We start from the raw sequence: 16,116 nt of genomic DNA on the forward strand, positions 1-16,116 counted from the left end.
CTGAAATGAAAACGATAGTAAGAGATGGTTCAATGCCAATTGCTTTGAATAGAGGTTTAGGTACTCGGTATTTACGTGATAAAAGGTTATCTGAATTACTTAAGCGCTGTCGTCGTTTAGAGAATGAAGGGTTTGATTACTTATTTCCTATTCGAAAGGTGTTAGAAACAGTTAAACATAGAAATGATGAAAATCCTCATCTGTTTAAAGGTTGCCTTGTGATGGATCGTGACCGTGGATTCTATTATGAAGTTGTTATGAGGAAGGTGAAGAGATGAGTAATTTATTAATTCATGAAGAACCATTACTTGTTCTTCCGGGACTGGCAACGAAAATTGGATTGAATGAAGCTATATTTTTACAACAGATACATTATTGGCTAAGGCGCTCCAAACATTTTTATGATGGAAGACCGTGGATTTATAACAGCATTCCAAAATGGCAAGAACAGTTTCCTTTTTGGGGAGAATCGACCATTAAAAGGACTATTAAAAACCTTGAAAATATAAATGTTTTGGTTATTGGGAACTATAACAAGAAGAAGTTTGATAAAACGAAATGGTACTCAATAGATTATACATTTCTCCGTCAGTTAGAATCGACCGACGATGAGGTCAACTTGACCCCACGAACAGGTCAAGTTGACCCGATGGAAGAGGTCAATTTGAACCGACCAATACCAGAGAATACACAGAGAGTAACAACAGAGACTACAGCAAAAGAATATATAGTCGAGATAGTAAACTATCTCAACGACGTGTGTGGTAGTAGTTACCGTTTAACATCTAAGAAAACACAAGCATTAATTAAAACTAGATTAGTAGAAGGATTCACTGTGGATGACTTTAAAACTGTTATTGATACAAAAGCTAAAGAATGGCTAAGGACGGAACAAGCAAAGTATCTAAGACCAGAAACATTATTTGGTACAAAGTTTGAAGGCTATTTACAACAAGGAAAGGTGGAAGGAAAACATGGCTCTAATAAAGGTAACAGATATAGCAAAGACCCTTTCGAAGAAGATGATCTTCCTTTCTGATACGTGTGAGGTTTGTAAAAAAGAACGTAAACGTACTGTTAGATTCATGAAGATAAATGGTGAAGTAGTTTGCCCAGTATGTAAGTTGGCAGAAGATAATCAAAAGCTAGAAGCGGAAATGAATGTATTCCGAGATGAGAAGGAACAGAGAAAACGTAAAAGTATGTTTTACGATAAGAGTTTGATTAAAGACGAAACAATTAAACTTGCTAGATTCTCAACTTTTAAATCTGATTGTGAAGAGGATGAAAAGAATTACACCTTAGCAAAACGAGCACTTGAAGATTACTTGGATGATGTGAGGTTTAATTTAATTCTAGTTGGAAAAGTGGGTGCTGGTAAAAGTCATCTTGCCTATTCAATTGCTCATGAAATGAACGAGAATAGCGTAGGAACTGTTCTTTATGTTTCTGTATCAGAACTATTTGACTATATACGTTCTACATTCAATGGGCAATCTGAGGAATCTGAGCATAGCATTGTTAATTTGCTAATTAGTGCAGATTTATTAGTTATTGATGACTTAGGTGCGGAACTGGGTGACATGGATGCTGCGGATCCAAAGGCAACTGCATTCGTGAATCGTGTACTGTTTAAGGTCTTTGATGGAAGGCAAGGGAAGAAGACAATCATTACAACAAATCTAACAGGAGAAGCTGTGATGAAAGCTTACGATGAACGTATTACGTCACGTATGTTCAACACATACAGACATATTGAGTTTAAGTTTACAAGGGATAAGCGGAAAAGAAAATTACCTTTTTAAAGGGAGACGAACTAATATGACCATTACTGTAATTCGTCCTCATGTCCATATTTCAAGCATTAGTAGTTGGGGAATGGTATTTACACCCTCTCCGACAAACAGCGCTGAATGGTCATGTGAAGACTATAAAAATACTACGGGAAAACGGATTGAAGAAATGCTAAAGAAAGCGAAGGGGAAAGAATGAAAACATATACAGGATTTGAAGCGATTGAAAGAATGAAAACGAATTGGATTAAAGAAAAAAATGATTTTTTTGCACACACATTAAAAAAGGGGAAACATGAGGTTTTAGGAATTAGTAGTCAGCGTATTGTACCATCTACAATCGGTATGAATTTCTTTTTTGAAAACGAGTTTGTAGATTATGAGAAACCATTGAATTTAGAGTACGGTGAAATGTTTGTAATGGAAAGCTCAAATGGGAAATGGTACGGAATTTTAAAAGAGGAGACTCAAACCAAGTATTACTTAATTATGGGATTAAAAGTAGGGGAATATCGTTTCTATGAAAATGGATGTTCTTTCAAAAAATATCAAGGACGTACATTCCGAAAGGCAACAGATGAAGAGTTAGAAGAATTTGAGCGCTTCATGATGTTTTATAAGAAGGACCGTAAAATGGACGAGTTTAAATTAGGTGACATTTGTGAACGAGAAGATGTCCTATATAAAGTAGTTGTTCAGACTGAGGATAATAAATTTGAGGGTGTTTTAGGCTGTGTAGCAATTAATGAAAAAGATACTCCAGTAAAATACTTTCCTGTGAAAAGTATGGAATTACAATTTTGTGTCGAGGACATGGTGGGGTAGTTTTGCATCAACACATCATAGATCAACTGATTGATAGAGGTATTTATAAATCCAAGGATGGGCTTCGAGATTTGTTCGAATGCTCGTTTGAGGAGTTAGTGGAAATGTTGGAGGGAGAAGAGTGAGCTTTAAAAAGGAAATGGCAATTATCTTAGTCAGCTGGCTTTTAATCAGTGTGACTATATTCTTACTAAAATACAAACTTGGAGTGAACTTATAATGATTCAGTTACACACGATTACATCTGAAGAGAAGAAACAAAACTTTGATATTACGGAACTATTCGAAATGCAAAAAGAACTGGATAAACGAATTGGATATAAAGGAAATGACAAAATGGATATGTTGTTTCGTGCATTACTAGTAGAGATCAGTGAAGCATGGAACGAAACTCGAGCATTTAAGATGTGGAGTACAGGATTTGGAGTTCCTAAGAATGGACTATTAGAAGAATTAATTGATGGTCTTCATTTTCTTATGAACATTGTAATTGAATTAGATAAATGTACATGGAGGCATGAGCTTATCCCATCGTTCAGTATGCAATCCATTATGAGAAAAGATACAAGCAATGTGAATATGTTATTTGAATGGTATATGCAAGATGTGTTGACCGCAAAAAGAGCATGGTGTCAGTACAGAGATTTAACCACAACAATGGGACATTTAAGACGAGCGTTTGGCATCTTCTTTCGTATTTGCTATTTGTACGGATTTACTTATGAGGATGTTATTAATTCGTATAAGGAGAAGAATGCGGAAAACTTTGAGAGACAGGATAACGGATATTAATCAAATTTGAATTTTATTAAGAAATGGAGAATTTAGATATGGATGTAAAGTTACTAGCACATACGCAATTATCTGAGGAGTTTATAAATTATTTATCTCTTGTATCTGGTTTTGGAGAGGAAGGATTTAATCCTACTCATGGGCAAGTGGTAGCTTTATCGGCAATCCGTACGTGCTACTCACCAAATAAACCTAGTAGGATTGTATCTTCAGAGGGAGAGAAGTACTTCAAGGGCAAAGCAACTGATGGAAAAGGTGGAAAAGAAGTAGATAGGCTCATTAGACATATTGTAGGTTCGGGGCATACTTCAACACTAGAGCATCTAACATATACCTTTGCAGTAGAAGGAGTTAGCAGAGCGTTACTCACTCAGTTAACACGTCACCGTGTAGGATTCAGTTACTCAGTCCAGTCTCAAAGATATGTACGTATGGGAAGTGATGATAAGATAGGCGGGTTTGATTATATAGTGCCTGAAACTGTTAAAGCTAAAGGAAAACAAGTAGTTAAAGCTTACAATCAGATGATGTACAAACTACAAAGTGATTATGACCTACTTAGATCATTAGGAATTCCTGCTGAGGATGCTCGCAGTGTACTTCCAAATGCGGCTACAACTAACCTGGTCTTAACAGTCAATTTACGAGGGCTTTTAGACTTCTACAATAAACGTAGAAAAGGGAAAGGTGCTCAAGCTGAAATCGCGGAGTTAGCAGAACAATTAAGGCAAGAAGTTGTAAAAGTTGAAAAGTGGGTAGATGAGTTTTTCGGAAATGGAAAGTAACAGAAGCTAAATAAAAATGTTTTTTTATTAGATTTGAATAGAAAGCGAGGTGGCTATATGAATCTTAGTTTTATAGATCTATTCGCAGGAATCGGGATGTTTCGGATGGGCCTAGAAAAAGCCGGACATAAATGCATTGGTTGGGTTGAGTGGGACAAGGATGCTAGAGCCACTTATGAAGCTATACATGATACGAAAGGAGAATGGACTGAAAATGACATCAGAAATGTTACCGGATCAACAATACCAGCAGCAGATATTTGGTGTGCCGGGTTCCCTTGCCAAGACATTTCAAAGAATGGAAGACAAAAAGGACTGGCAGGAGAAAAGTCAGGACTCTTCAGAGAAGTTATACGAATCATTAGGGAAGCAGATGAAACTAAAAAACCCTCTCGATTACTCTTTGAAAACGTTGAGAACTTGCTACGAGTTAATAAAGGATGGGACCTATTCCGTATTCTCTCTAGCTTGGATGAAGTCGGGTATGATGCAGAATGGCGAACTATCACCTCAACCGAGTGTGGAATTCCTCAGAACAGAACGAGACTTTTCATTGTCGCACATCTTAGAGGGAGAGACACCAGACGAGTATTTAGTTGACCTGGATCGAGTAAAAGATTGTGTAATTGGTATCTGCGAAGGTAAGGTGTTTGTTCGTGAAGCTACGAAACAGGGATATAACGTTGCTTATCGTGGTGACACTGTAAATTTAGCCTTTCCTAAATCGAAAACGAGAAGAGGGCGTGTCGGTAAGGGAGTAGCTCAAACTCTTCTCACATCTAGGGAACAGGCAATCTTAACAAATAATGATAAATTGCGGTGGCTTACTGAAAGAGAAGCGTGGCGATTGCAAGGGATTCCAGATTCATATTTTGATAAGGCAGCTGCAGTTACATCGAAAAATCAATTGTATAAGCAAGCTGGTAATGGAGTAACTGTGGATGTGGTGTATGAGATAGCGAAAAGGTTATAAAAAAAGACACTAACAGGAGTGTCCAAATTAATTAGATATATATCTTTCAGCACGGGTCGTTGCTTTTTCTCGATTTACTTGCGCACTTAATTTAATCAATAGGTCACGATTTATAAGTAATACATCATTTGCATGCGCTAACTTACGTGCTGGTTCTGTGAAATAGTTATTAGTTACAACCCAAGCATGAGCAGCGTCGTAGTATCTTTTAGCTCCAACAACTTCTTGTACCGATTGAATACCTACTTTATTTTTATAGCGTTTTGCTTGTACAACGATTTTTGTACCATTATTTTTTAAAACTAAGTCAGCTCCAAAGTCACCAGAACCTTTGGTAACTTCTGTTTGGTATCCGAGTGATTGGTATAAGGAACTTAAGTATTCTTCGAATTGTCGGCCATTCATTTGATCAATTTGATTAATACTAGATTGGCGAAGTAAATCCAAATAACTTTTATGGGCCTTCTTATCTTTATTTTTCTTGTACATGTCTAAGGGGAAAATGATTATTAATAATAGTAGAGCGATTTGCCACAGTTCCATAATTAAGGCTCCTTTTTACTAATATAATGATATGTCAAATTATATAGTAATAGTTTCATATAAGGAAATAGATGTATATATAAGAAAATTTGAACAAAATAATTCTTTTAAAGAAATGGAGATATATAAATGGGGAAAAGTCAAAGAGATAAAGGAATGAGACGTGAAAGAGAATTTGCTAGTTTGATAGGCGGTGCTCGCGTACCGCTCTCTGGTGCGATGGATGGGTATTCAAATGATGTAAAGGGTTTAGGTCTTGAATGGGAAGTAAAAGCGAGGAAAGAAGGATTCAAAACGTTATATAACTGGTTGGAGGATGAACGTGAACAGCCAGATGCACTAGCAATTAAGGCTGATAGAAAACCTTGGTTGGTAGTCATGCCACTGGATACATTTTTGAAAATGGTGAAGGAGTGAGAGTATGTTGGATATTGCCCTACCTGTTCTTAACAAAGAGCAGACGAAAAAAAATGTGCTTCAAGCTTTGAAAAAGTATCGTTTGTTTTTATTAAATATAGATGAAAGAGACATAGAGCGTGTACAAGATGGTAAGGTGATCGGCGTGAGTAAAACCGTTTTAGAACGGATTAACTATATTCAAGAAATCAGAAGAGGTGTAGAGAAGCTGGATGCATGGGATAAGCAGCTTATTGAGTTAGCTTATCTAGGGAAAGAGAAGCCTAGTTGGATAAAGATATGTAGGATGTTGAATATGTCTCAGCCGGATTATTATAGGAAGAGGAATAAGGCTTTGTGTGAGTTGGCTTATAAGTTGGGAATTGAGGTAGAAGGGTGAGAAACCGCTAAATAAAGCGGTTTTATATTTATTATAAAATGAAAATAAATATCTAGATAGGTGAAAAAATACTAGATGAAATGTAAATGGACTTTCAAGCTATCCGCTACATTTTATCCATCGCCTGTTTAATCGCACCACATAATGAGCATGATAAGAGGGGCTAAGGCTAAAAGAAAATGAATTATTGGTTAGTTTTTCTGTAAAGTAAACTGTAAATGTGAAAAATTGTATAAATGGTTGAAATGAAGAGGAAACAAGATATAGGCTTGTAATTAATGGATGGTATAATAGTACTTTAATCACTAAAAAATACTTTTGTGCATAGTATAATATAAAGGGGATATACATATATATATTGTAAAATAATTAATATATAAGGAATTTATAATATTTTTATTTCTTGATATTAAAACGCACGTTTATTAAAATTCACACTATCGTTTTGAAGAGTTTATGTGAATTTTTTGCGAAAGTCGATTTGAAAAAATAGTTAAATAAAGTTTAATAAGAATATTCATTAATTGTTTTTTATGCAAGTATGCTGTAATATTTATAGGACACAATAAACATAATAATAAGATATTCTAATAATTTTATCAAAGTTTTTGTGCTATAATAATTTTGTGAATTATATTCTAAAGGAATCTTGATATTAATGTCGAATAACGTAATATAGGGGGGATAAATATGGCGAATGTGTTAAATGTTGCTAAATATCTCATAAATCAAAGTAGACCTGGTACACCGGAAAATATTACTAATTTAAAATTACAAAAATTATTATACTATGCGCAAGGGTTCCACTTAGCGATTTTAGGACGTCCACTATTTGAAGAGGAAATTCAAGCTTGGTTACATGGACCTGTGGTTCCTGAAGTTTATAATGAATATAAAGGTTTCACTTATAACGATATAAAAGAACAAAATGATTTAAATATGGAGGATTTAACAATAGTAGAAAGAGAACTATTAGATGATGTTTGGAATATATTTAAAAGCTACAACGGTAAGGTGTTGGAAGAGATGACTCATAATGAAGCACCTTGGAAAAATGCAAGAAAAGGACTGGATTTGAGAGATTATAGTAATGAGATTATTGACAAAGAAAGCATTCAAGAATATTTTGAACGAGAATATATAATTGAGGGGAATTAAGTAGGGTGAATGATTCACTCTACTTTTTTATGGGGGGACATTAGTTTTGCAAGGTTTTTGGGAAATTTTATCTGAATATACAAATGAAATAATAACAATATTAATAGCTTTAAAGCAAAGTTTGTTAGAAAAATCGTCTGAATATACAAATGAAATAATAACAATGTTAATATCGTTGAATTTTATGGAGTATTCAAGGAACTTCATTTATTTTATGAATGGAATACTAAAGACAATAATACCTTTAAGTTTCACTATATTTATTTTTGCTTATAGAGAACAGAAGGAGGTAGCGTTTTCTTTATTTAAAAGAAAAAAACCAGTGCAGTTAAAGTTTTTTTTAGGCATTACAGGTTTATTAATATTATCTAATGTTTTCTTAATTTTTGATTCTAAAACAGTGAAGGATTTATCATTTTGGAAATTATTATATTTGGATGTTGTGTCTGTTATATGGATAGTGTTCGCTGGACTCTCGTATATAATAATTTTAAGAAATATAAATATTTTAAAAGAATATGATTATAATATAAATAAAATTGAAAAAGCATTTAAAAAGATTAAAACTGCATTAGAAAATAAAAAAGAATGGTATAAAAATGATTATACATTCTCAAAAGAATTACAAAAAGAACTGTTAGAAATTAATATCGCATCAGAAATTTGTTTTCAGATTTTAACCGCAAAAGATAAATACAAGTTAAGTTATGATTTTGCAAGTTCATTGGAAAAAATAGACAGTGTATTAATACAAAAAATAATAGATATAAATTCAAATCAAGAACAGTTTAATAAAATTGTTCCGTGCTCTGGAATACTATATTATAACCTTTATGTCAGTACATTAAGATATATGAATGACTTACTCGAAATTTCGTTTAAGGGTGGGAAAGATACAGAGGTTAATAAAATCATTGATAATTTTAATAGAATTCATCCTTTCTTGTTTTTCGCACATAAGGATTTGAAAAGAGAATGGAAAGTATATAGAAAAATAAATAGAAAAAAAACGGGAATTACTAAGCATAAAGATTTAGAAGAGCTTTTTAAGGATTTTTACGATCAATATTATTATATACTTTACCAGGTCATTCTAACGCTCTACAAGAATAATGACAACAGAACGGCAAGAATTTTTAAATCTTTACTTAAGCGAGAGGAACAACGAGCAAATTTTGCTAAAAATGATTTGTTAGCTTTAGTAACATCTTTATTTATTAAAGCGTTACATAAAAATAATGTAAAGTTATTAACAGATACCACTAATGTATTTTTAGATTTGATACAGAATTCTAAATCTCAAAAACATAAAAATACAAAGGTTATTGGTAAGGGCATCAGAATGCGGAATATCACCAAGAGTGTTAGGGGTTACCAGGATGTTGAGAATAAAACCTCTCGAATAATATTTTTTGGTATTGTAAAGTCTATTGAATTGGGACACTATCAAAGTGCGGGCTTTTTAATCAAAAATTTTGTTAAAACATTTGATTTTAAGGACGTAAAATGGTTAATAGAGGAATCTTTTAAGGACATTGATAATAATCACCCTGATTTAGAATTAAGTAAAAACCTTACTAAAGTACTTTCTACAAAAATAACTTTTAGTAAAACTTCTTATGAATACTGCTATTTAAAAGCAGCATTATTAATTTCGATACAGCAGTTTTATATATGTTCAGTAAAAAAGATTAAGGTTGAAAAAAATAAACTTGCTTTTATAGATTTGACTTATTTCTTTAAGGGTGAAACTTACTGTTATTATAGTTATTTAAAATCTAAAATTGAAGGGCTAAATAGCTCATATGGTTTGTTAGCTTTAGAAAGTAAGAATATCAAAAAATTTTATAAAGAGCATGATATTTAAAAAACACGATGAGTATATCTTTTTAAAGTTTAATTATTAATAATTAAATAATATGATAGTAGAAAGGGCATCCTTAAAGGGTGCTCTTTTTTATAAAATGATAGAAAAAGAGATTAAATAATTTTGATAAAAAACTGATAAAAAATACATTATAAGTGCTAGTATCATTAAAAGTGTCATAAGAACTGCCACGGAAATGGTACTGTATGTTGTTTCTTGATTTATCTAAATTTCTCGGGCTTGGGCAATTAATTATAGTTTACTCACGAATAAACGTAAGTAAGGGTCCGACCAACGAGGGAGAGGGTTACACCTCTCTTTGAGCCGAGGATGTTCCTTCCGAATGTCCAATTGCTAACCATACTTTCCTCGGTTCAAAGAGGCGTGGGGCACCTCAACACTTTATTTCTCTCTTGAACTTTACCAAACTAATTAGAAGCATTAGCTACACTTACAGATTTGTGTCTATGAGGAACGGTTTTCCGTTTCTCTGACTATATAAGTAGTAAGTCACTTGTTTAGTGAGAGAAGCGTAGAAATTAAATATGAAAGTAATAAAAGAACACTGTTATGTAGAGAAGTACAGTCTATATACGGTGTTCTTTTTTTGTTTATAAGGAGGGATAGGTTATGCAGGATTTGATTAAGCAATATAACACGACTTTAAAGCAATTGAGAGAAGCACAGAAGGATGCTAAAGAGGAAGATGTAAAGATTCTGACTGATATGATTAGCGACATTTCTTATTCCTTAGAATGGATGAAAAAGGCGAGAAGACCGGGAACTCGTAGAGGAATTGAAAGGTTAGCTGCATATCAGAGAGAAAGAGCATGTGATCCATTGCTGATGCAAAGATACTTTCGTAGCATGGATGATAACTTATATGAGTGGGACAGTCATCAACAAGAACATGCAATTGGTGAATGGGATAAAGTTAGATTGGAAGATGCATTATCATTGTTAACGGATCGGGAGAAAGAAGTATACCTTATGTCTCGAGGATATTGTTTAACATATAGGGAGATTGCTAGATACCTAGATATTACATGTAGCACGGTACAATCTATGATAGAACGTGCTGAAAAGAAAATAGCTAGACAGGTAAATGAGAGCCTCTTCTGCAATTGCGGATGAGGCTTTTAACTTGTATAAATGAATAGTGAATTAAGGACTATCTAACAATGTTATTTCTTTAATTTGACTGGTAATATAGTAATAAGAAACAAATAAAGTAAATAGGAATTTTTGGCGGAGGACGATGCAGTGGAGCTTTTATATGTATGGGTTGAAAATCTTCAAGAAGGATTAATAAAAGGGCAAGGGTTTAATTTTGATAATCGCTTTAAATATCAATTGAAACAAGATGGGAATGGAATTTTTGAGTTAAGTATAAAATCTAATCCAAACTATCTAGAGGACTTTTTTCAATTAAAAGAACAGCCTTCGAAATCATTAGCAAATATTAGAAATATAACTGCTATTGTAGGACAAAATGGAGCTGGTAAGTCAAGTGTAGTTGATTTTTTGAAAGAGAATTTTGGAACTGGCGAATCGGGAAGTCGTGAAGAAAATGAGGAGGAAAGCGAGGGATATCTTTATATTTTACGTGAGTATAAAAATAAACGTATGGAACATTACATATGTTTTTCTAAAGAAATGAAGGTTAAGATTAAAATGGAGAATGATACTAGTTTTTATTATGAAATGAGAATTGGTAGTGATCTTCCTCGTAACTTAAAAGAAACCACTTTAATTTATTTTTCGAATGTATATGATAACAAAGAAGAATATATATCCGAGAACATGTTAAATATATCAACAAACTATTTATCTAGTAGTAATTTTTATATGTATGGATTAGATTATGGATTAGATTTAATTGAAGGAGAAGACTCGACTTTTAAATTTCAAGAAGTAAAGCGACAAATTCATTTTATTCAAGCGGTCAATAATGATTTAAAACAATTTGAATTACCATTTAAAGTACCGGACCAAATTGATATAACCTTTCGAACTAGAGATCATTTTCCAGGGCGATTTAGTTATGAAACGAATGACAAAACAGATGTAATTAAGTCTATTAGGGAAATTGGAGCTCGGAAGATTAATCAGCTCCAAATACCACATGATGGAATAGAAAGAAAGGTTATAATAGATTTTACTAAATGTATACTTCAACATTTGCTTCGTGAATTGAATGAAAGAAGGATAAGTAGAAGAGTTTTGAAAATTCCATTTAAATTCTTTCAAGATAGAAATGACTATAATTACCAGAATGATTTTATTAGGTTGATTAGAGAAATAAGGAGATTTGCAAGAATAATTCGAAAGAAGAATGAAGAATTAAGTCAATTAGCAGATATGTTAAAATCCCTTACCTTATTTATGCTAATGTTTTATAAATCTTATCGGCATAGAGTAACACTGGTTGGAAGAAAAAATTATAAAATGTCTTTTAACCTTGAAGAGTTATCTGGGGGAGAGTTAGAGACCTTTGTGGATTTGTATGAAAATTCATATATAACAGATGATTTTATGATGTTTTCGTGGAAAGATCTTAGCAGTGGGCAAAAAGCGTTATTAAATATTTATTCACGTTTTCATTTCGTTTCTAAAAGGTGGGAATTAACTAGGAATCCTAAGAATGATTTAATAATTTTCATTGATGAGGGAGAAGTTTATTTACACCCGCATTGGCAGGGGAAATTTTTGAATAGCTTAATTGAGTACTTTCCAGTTGTATTTAGAAATAGCGATGCAATGAAACAAAGAAATATTCAATTAATACTAACATCAAATTCTCCTTTTATCGTTTCGGATCTTCCAAGTACAAATGTAATATTTTTAAAAAAAGATGGAGAAAACACTATAATTATAGATGATTTAGAAGAATATCATCAAACTTTTGCAGCGAATATTCATTCTTTATTAGCTCATTCTTTCTTTATGGAGGATGGCGTTACGGGTGCCTTTGCGAAAAGGAAAATTAATGAAATAGCTCATCTTCTTGTTAAAGAAGATATTAATAAAATTTTACAAAATGAAAAGAAAATCGAGAGGACTATTAATTTAATAGGAGAGCCGTTAATTCGTAATAAATTGTCTCAAATGTTAAAAGACCGACTTTCAACTAGAATGATAAATGTAAATAATGAAATTAAGAATCTCAAATCACGTATAGTAGAGTTGGAGAATTGGAAAAATGATAATAATTAAAAGGCATAATTTGCATGCGCTTGCTAAAAGACATTTTGAAGAATTTTTTAATAAAAGAGGTTTTTTGAATAAATTAAGAGAGCTTAAAGATAATGAAACAAATATATTGCAGAGAAGGTTTTTTACATATTTATACGATAATGTTGAAGATATAATAATGGGCGATCCAAAATGCTTAAGTCAGATTCTAGAAAATATAGTGAGTAACAATAAATTTATTATGCATCAGATAAAAATACTGAATAGCCTAGAAAAGAAATTAGAAGAGAAAACAAAACAACAAAAAGAGCTAGAGGAAGAACGAAAACCATTAGCAGAAATAAAAGATTTGCGAGTTAAATTGTCAGAAATGGATATAAAGATTCAAAAAGTGGAGTGTGAGTTGGAATGCGTTAATCATTATATTGAAGAAGTCAAAGAACTCCATAGAAAAATTAACGAAGTCTTTAACTATTCTCGTTTTTCTAGGGTGTACGGTAAGGGGAAGTGGGGAGCTTATGAATTAGTAAAAAGTTTGAAAATAGAAGTTTGTCCTTATTGTAACAGACAGTTTATCACTATCGCTGAACCAATAAAGGGTGAAAAGGGTAGAACAAGACCGGAGTTAGATCATTTTTATAGTCAATCGCGTTATCCTTTTTTTGCAGTTTCCTTTTTTAATCTTATTCCATGTTGTCATGTTTGTAACTCTAACCTTAAAGGCAATAAAGAAACAGGCGCTGAGACACATTTAAACCCGTATGATGAAGGTTTTGGAGACTTAGTTGAGTTTACTGCTAAGTTTAATAATGAAGAAGGGGAGATAGACTATATTAATGCTTGGATCCGTAATCCTCAAATGTTTTCGATTGGCTTTAAAATAAATGGGGTAGAAAAACAAAAATATAGTCGTCAGGAGTTTCAATCTCTACTTAAAAAAATTAATAATAATAAAAGAACGTTTAAATTAAACTCTTTATACAATGCTCATACAGATTATGTGGGTGAGATAATAGTAAAATCAATTGAGTACAATGATGATAGAATAGAAGCTATGTGTAAAGATTTTCCTGAATTATTTTCTGTAAAAGAGGATGCAGTAAGGCTGTTATATTCTAATTATGTGGAAGATAAAAACATGGATAAACGAGTATTAGCAAAATTAACTAAAGATATTACTAAAGAATTTGGAATAAAATATACATAAAGAGTAGTAAAAGTCCCTGTTTATTGAAAAGGGACTTTTATTGTTTTTAGAGTAATGGTTTATTTAATAATAGACAAATTTCTTCTTTACTTAACCATGGTCTATTCCTATGTATCATTTTATGACAATTAGAGCAAACCATAATAATATCCTCAATTCTAGTCTTTTCTCCTTCTTTTATTTGAGATACAGGGATTGTATGATGTCCCTCAATATAATCTTTTCCCAATTCCCCATATACTTTATGAAAGTCAAAACCGCAAATCTCACAGAAAAGCTTTCCATCATGTTGTTGTTTAAAACGTTCTTTTGCTAACCTAATTACTTTGCTATTACGTTCATAGGATAAATGAGTTCTAAGTATTTGTTTCCCTTCAGAAAATTCCTCCTCAGGATCGATGAAATCCCAATCATTATTGTTATCGAAGTCTCTTAATCCCCAGCATCCATTTCCTTTACCGTTTACAGCATAAAATAAGTCCTGTTCTCCTTTATAAATATCACATTCACTAGAATGATAATAGATAGTCTTTCTTATTTGTGCACCTATTGATTGTTCATGCTTATATTTACTTAGGTCTATTTTATTACGTTCCATAACTTTGGTTTTAATTTGACTTAGTGTTCCAGCTCCACCTAACTCCGTTAATATTTCTATGATTTCATTTAACCAAGGGTTTTTATTTGCCATAGGTATTCCTCCGAGAAAACTATATTTATTGTTAGTCTATCTTTTTAAAATTAGTATATCTAAATTTTTGCAATGGAAGCAATTGGTTTTATATAATTGTAGAAGGATTTACAAATGGATAATAGCGGGAGGATTCAAAAATGAATCAAAATACAATAAAGGAAATTCTTAAGTTTCGAGATGATAGAGACTGGAAGCAATTTCATAACCCTAAGGATTTAGCAATTTCTCTTTCATTAGAGGCTAGCGAGTTATTGGAGAATTTTCAGTGGAAAAGTAGTGAAGATGCAATAGAACAAAATCTTGAAAATATCAAGGATGAACTAGCTGATGTATTAATTTATTCAATTTTATTGGCTGACCAAATGAATGTGGATATAGAAGACGTAATTAAAAATAAATTAGAGAAAAATCAAAGGAAATATCCCGTTGAAAAGTCATTTGGATCGAATAAAAAATATAACGAACTTTAGAAAACTAAATAAAATAGAAGAGGTGTAAGTGTATGTACAACGTAATACTGCAACCTACAGGGAATAAAGTAGCTAAATTTAATTTTCAATCCACAATGCGTAATGGCATTGAATTTGAGAAAATTAAGCCTTACTTACAACAAAAGGATGTTGATAAGTTATCCGAAATTTATAAAGGAAACTTAATCCGTGTTTGGGGGATAACTCCAAGTCCACAGAAGATAAAACAATGGGAAAAGATTCAAAGAGGAGATATAGCACTCTTTTCAGCGAATAAGCAAATTTTTGCATCTGCTACCATCGCATATAAGGTACATAATTTAGAATTAGCAAAGCATCTGTGGGGAGAAACAGATAGTGGTGAAAGCTGGGAGTATATTTACTTCTTAGATGAAATAAAGCATCAAGCCATTAGTTTAAGTGTCTTTAATAGATTATTAGATTATGAAGAGGGAAATCTAATACAAGGCTTTAGAGTACTAGACCAAGAGAAAAGTAACATAATAATGAGTGCTTTTGATTTGTATAGTTCTTCTTATGCTCCAATTAGTACAAAGGAAGAAACAAAGAAAAATATCAAAGACATTATAGGTGACTTAGAACAAAGTGCCTCATTGGATAATGAGATAAAAGGTAAGGCTAGAAAAGAACAAGGGATATTACGTGGCTACCTGTTTAATGATAAGAAAACGTGTAACTGTGGAATTTGTGGGAAAGAGTACCCTATAGATTTACTTGTAGCTGCACATATTAAGAAAAGAGCATTTTGTAGCATAGAAGAAAGATTGGATATTGAAAATATAGCCATACCTATGTGTAAATTTGGCTGTGATGATTTATTTGAGAAAGGGTATATTACTGTCTTGAATGGAGAAATTATTAGCTTGGTTAATACAGATAATTTACCAGAGCCAGTAAGGGATTATATTGAGAGTCTCCAAGGAAAAGAATGCTTAACGTGGAATAAAGAGAATGCTGAGTATTTTGAATGGCATCTAAATTACCATAAAAAATAAAG

The 16,116-nt window shown here is 32.3% G+C and carries 21 protein-coding genes; 19 read left to right on the plus strand and 2 right to left on the minus strand.

The genetic code is table 11. From position 1 onward, the window contains the following. Positions 1–5: 5 nt before the first annotated feature. The 10 genes from MR147_RS25095 to MR147_RS25140 all read left to right on the plus strand — a co-directional run bounded on the left by MR147_RS25095 (position 6) and on the right by MR147_RS25140 (position 5,168). Positions 6–278, plus strand: a complete 273-nt coding sequence (locus MR147_RS25095) for a hypothetical protein (RefSeq protein ID WP_000849731.1) — start codon at positions 6–8, stop codon at positions 276–278. Then, positions 275–1,039, plus strand: coding sequence for a conserved phage C-terminal domain-containing protein (locus tag MR147_RS25100; RefSeq protein WP_242304818.1), 765 nt, complete (start codon positions 275–277; stop codon positions 1,037–1,039). Before MR147_RS25095 ends, MR147_RS25100 begins: the two co-directional genes overlap by 4 nt. Beyond that, entirely contained in the window at positions 975–1,805 is an 831-nt protein-coding gene (locus tag MR147_RS25105) for an ATP-binding protein (protein ID WP_242304819.1), read from the plus strand. The genes MR147_RS25100 and MR147_RS25105 overlap by 65 nt, the downstream gene beginning before the upstream one ends. Before the next feature lie 16 nt (positions 1,806–1,821). Continuing rightward, positions 1,822–1,992: a hypothetical protein gene (locus MR147_RS25110; protein ID WP_242304820.1), complete on the plus strand. Its 171-nt coding sequence runs from the start codon at positions 1,822–1,824 to the stop codon at positions 1,990–1,992. Beyond that, entirely contained in the window at positions 1,989–2,618 is a 630-nt protein-coding gene (locus tag MR147_RS25115; RefSeq protein ID WP_242304821.1) for a hypothetical protein, read from the plus strand. The genes MR147_RS25110 and MR147_RS25115 overlap by 4 nt, the downstream gene beginning before the upstream one ends. 2 nt (positions 2,619–2,620) lie before the next feature. Then, positions 2,621–2,743 carry a Fur-regulated basic protein FbpA gene (gene fbpA / locus MR147_RS25120; protein WP_000553935.1) on the plus strand — a complete coding sequence of 41 codons (123 nt, stop codon included), beginning with the start codon at positions 2,621–2,623 and terminating at the stop codon, positions 2,741–2,743. Between the two features lie 94 nt (positions 2,744–2,837). After that, entirely contained in the window at positions 2,838–3,410 is a 573-nt protein-coding gene (locus MR147_RS25125) for a dUTP diphosphatase (protein ID WP_088065473.1), read from the plus strand. Between the two features lie 38 nt (positions 3,411–3,448). After that, on the plus strand, positions 3,449–4,195 hold the full coding sequence (thyX, locus tag MR147_RS25130; protein ID WP_242304822.1) for an FAD-dependent thymidylate synthase: 747 nt from the start codon (positions 3,449–3,451) through the stop codon (positions 4,193–4,195). A 105-nt stretch (positions 4,196–4,300) separates the two neighbouring features. After that, positions 4,301–4,795: a DNA cytosine methyltransferase gene (locus MR147_RS25135; protein WP_242304845.1), complete on the plus strand. Its 495-nt coding sequence runs from the start codon at positions 4,301–4,303 to the stop codon at positions 4,793–4,795. Further along, positions 4,680–5,168: a DNA cytosine methyltransferase gene (locus tag MR147_RS25140; protein WP_242304823.1), complete on the plus strand. Its 489-nt coding sequence runs from the start codon at positions 4,680–4,682 to the stop codon at positions 5,166–5,168. The genes MR147_RS25135 and MR147_RS25140 overlap by 116 nt, the downstream gene beginning before the upstream one ends. Positions 5,169–5,195: 27 nt before the next feature. On the opposite strand, the gene MR147_RS25145 is transcribed toward MR147_RS25140, so the two are convergent. Then, complete coding sequence (locus MR147_RS25145; protein ID WP_242304846.1) at positions 5,196–5,657, minus strand: restriction endonuclease; 462 nt, start codon at positions 5,655–5,657, stop codon at positions 5,196–5,198. A 183-nt stretch (positions 5,658–5,840) separates the two neighbouring features. Between MR147_RS25145 and MR147_RS25150 the strand changes: the two genes are divergently transcribed. From MR147_RS25150 to MR147_RS25180, 7 genes are all read left to right on the plus strand, one after another. After that, the gene (locus tag MR147_RS25150; RefSeq protein ID WP_000520472.1) at positions 5,841–6,128 is read left to right on the plus strand and encodes a hypothetical protein; all 288 of its coding nucleotides are present in this window, start codon (positions 5,841–5,843) and stop codon (positions 6,126–6,128) included. A gap of 4 nt (positions 6,129–6,132) precedes the next feature. Beyond that, entirely contained in the window at positions 6,133–6,507 is a 375-nt protein-coding gene (locus tag MR147_RS25155) for an ArpU family phage packaging/lysis transcriptional regulator (protein ID WP_242304824.1), read from the plus strand. Between the two features lie 690 nt (positions 6,508–7,197). Continuing rightward, on the plus strand, positions 7,198–7,665 hold the full coding sequence (locus MR147_RS25160; protein WP_242304825.1) for a Panacea domain-containing protein: 468 nt from the start codon (positions 7,198–7,200) through the stop codon (positions 7,663–7,665). Positions 7,666–7,711: 46 nt separating this feature from the next. Further along, positions 7,712–9,532 carry a hypothetical protein gene (locus tag MR147_RS25165; protein WP_242304826.1) on the plus strand — a complete coding sequence of 607 codons (1,821 nt, stop codon included), beginning with the start codon at positions 7,712–7,714 and terminating at the stop codon, positions 9,530–9,532. A gap of 630 nt (positions 9,533–10,162) precedes the next feature. Beyond that, positions 10,163–10,666: a sigma-70 family RNA polymerase sigma factor gene (locus tag MR147_RS25170; RefSeq protein WP_242304827.1), complete on the plus strand. Its 504-nt coding sequence runs from the start codon at positions 10,163–10,165 to the stop codon at positions 10,664–10,666. A 129-nt stretch (positions 10,667–10,795) separates the two neighbouring features. Further along, on the plus strand, positions 10,796–12,748 hold the full coding sequence (locus MR147_RS25175) for an AAA family ATPase (RefSeq protein ID WP_242304828.1): 1,953 nt from the start codon (positions 10,796–10,798) through the stop codon (positions 12,746–12,748). Then, positions 12,735–13,934 (plus strand): HNH endonuclease family protein, encoded by a 1,200-nt coding sequence (locus MR147_RS25180; RefSeq protein ID WP_242304829.1) that lies wholly within the window; start codon positions 12,735–12,737, stop codon positions 13,932–13,934. Before MR147_RS25175 ends, MR147_RS25180 begins: the two co-directional genes overlap by 14 nt. Positions 13,935–13,980: 46 nt before the next feature. On the opposite strand, the gene MR147_RS25185 is transcribed toward MR147_RS25180, so the two are convergent. Continuing rightward, positions 13,981–14,625, minus strand: coding sequence for an HNH endonuclease (locus MR147_RS25185; RefSeq protein ID WP_242304830.1), 645 nt, complete (start codon positions 14,623–14,625; stop codon positions 13,981–13,983). A 140-nt stretch (positions 14,626–14,765) separates the two neighbouring features. On the opposite strand from MR147_RS25185, the gene MR147_RS25190 reads away from it, so the two are divergent. Together MR147_RS25190 and MR147_RS25195 are read left to right on the plus strand one after the other, a co-directional pair. Beyond that, positions 14,766–15,098: a nucleotide pyrophosphohydrolase gene (locus tag MR147_RS25190; protein ID WP_201040115.1), complete on the plus strand. Its 333-nt coding sequence runs from the start codon at positions 14,766–14,768 to the stop codon at positions 15,096–15,098. Between the two features lie 32 nt (positions 15,099–15,130). Then, positions 15,131–16,114: an HNH endonuclease gene (locus tag MR147_RS25195; RefSeq protein ID WP_242304831.1), complete on the plus strand. Its 984-nt coding sequence runs from the start codon at positions 15,131–15,133 to the stop codon at positions 16,112–16,114. Positions 16,115–16,116 lie beyond the last annotated feature (2 nt).

The sequence above is a fragment of the Bacillus cereus group sp. BfR-BA-01350 genome (assembly GCF_022663775.1).
Taxonomy (GTDB): Bacteria; Bacillota; Bacilli; order Bacillales; family Bacillaceae_G; genus Bacillus_A; species Bacillus_A paranthracis.

What these genes read in the sequence shown, in the direction of transcription:
- MR147_RS25095 (WP_000849731.1), top strand. Translation starts at nt 6, where the DNA reads ATGAAAACGATAGTAAGAGATGGTTCAATGCCAATTGCTTTGAATAGA.
- MR147_RS25100 (WP_242304818.1), top strand. Translation starts at nt 275, where the DNA reads ATGAGTAATTTATTAATTCATGAAGAACCATTACTTGTTCTTCCGGGA.
- MR147_RS25105 (WP_242304819.1), top strand. Translation starts at nt 975, where the DNA reads ATGGCTCTAATAAAGGTAACAGATATAGCAAAGACCCTTTCGAAGAAG.
- MR147_RS25110 (WP_242304820.1), top strand. Translation starts at nt 1,822, where the DNA reads ATGACCATTACTGTAATTCGTCCTCATGTCCATATTTCAAGCATTAGT.
- MR147_RS25115 (WP_242304821.1), top strand. Translation starts at nt 1,989, where the DNA reads ATGAAAACATATACAGGATTTGAAGCGATTGAAAGAATGAAAACGAAT.
- MR147_RS25125 (WP_088065473.1), top strand. Translation starts at nt 2,838, where the DNA reads ATGATTCAGTTACACACGATTACATCTGAAGAGAAGAAACAAAACTTT.
- thyX (WP_242304822.1), top strand. Translation starts at nt 3,449, where the DNA reads ATGGATGTAAAGTTACTAGCACATACGCAATTATCTGAGGAGTTTATA.
- MR147_RS25135 (WP_242304845.1), top strand. Translation starts at nt 4,301, where the DNA reads ATGGGCCTAGAAAAAGCCGGACATAAATGCATTGGTTGGGTTGAGTGG.
- MR147_RS25140 (WP_242304823.1), top strand. Translation starts at nt 4,680, where the DNA reads ATGATGCAGAATGGCGAACTATCACCTCAACCGAGTGTGGAATTCCTC.
- MR147_RS25145 (WP_242304846.1), bottom strand. Translation starts at nt 5,657, where the DNA reads ATGTACAAGAAAAATAAAGATAAGAAGGCCCATAAAAGTTATTTGGAT.
- MR147_RS25150 (WP_000520472.1), top strand. Translation starts at nt 5,841, where the DNA reads ATGGGGAAAAGTCAAAGAGATAAAGGAATGAGACGTGAAAGAGAATTT.
- MR147_RS25155 (WP_242304824.1), top strand. Translation starts at nt 6,133, where the DNA reads ATGTTGGATATTGCCCTACCTGTTCTTAACAAAGAGCAGACGAAAAAA.
- MR147_RS25160 (WP_242304825.1), top strand. Translation starts at nt 7,198, where the DNA reads ATGGCGAATGTGTTAAATGTTGCTAAATATCTCATAAATCAAAGTAGA.
- MR147_RS25170 (WP_242304827.1), top strand. Translation starts at nt 10,163, where the DNA reads ATGCAGGATTTGATTAAGCAATATAACACGACTTTAAAGCAATTGAGA.
- MR147_RS25180 (WP_242304829.1), top strand. Translation starts at nt 12,735, where the DNA reads ATGATAATAATTAAAAGGCATAATTTGCATGCGCTTGCTAAAAGACAT.
- MR147_RS25185 (WP_242304830.1), bottom strand. Translation starts at nt 14,625, where the DNA reads ATGGCAAATAAAAACCCTTGGTTAAATGAAATCATAGAAATATTAACG.
- MR147_RS25190 (WP_201040115.1), top strand. Translation starts at nt 14,766, where the DNA reads ATGAATCAAAATACAATAAAGGAAATTCTTAAGTTTCGAGATGATAGA.
- MR147_RS25195 (WP_242304831.1), top strand. Translation starts at nt 15,131, where the DNA reads ATGTACAACGTAATACTGCAACCTACAGGGAATAAAGTAGCTAAATTT.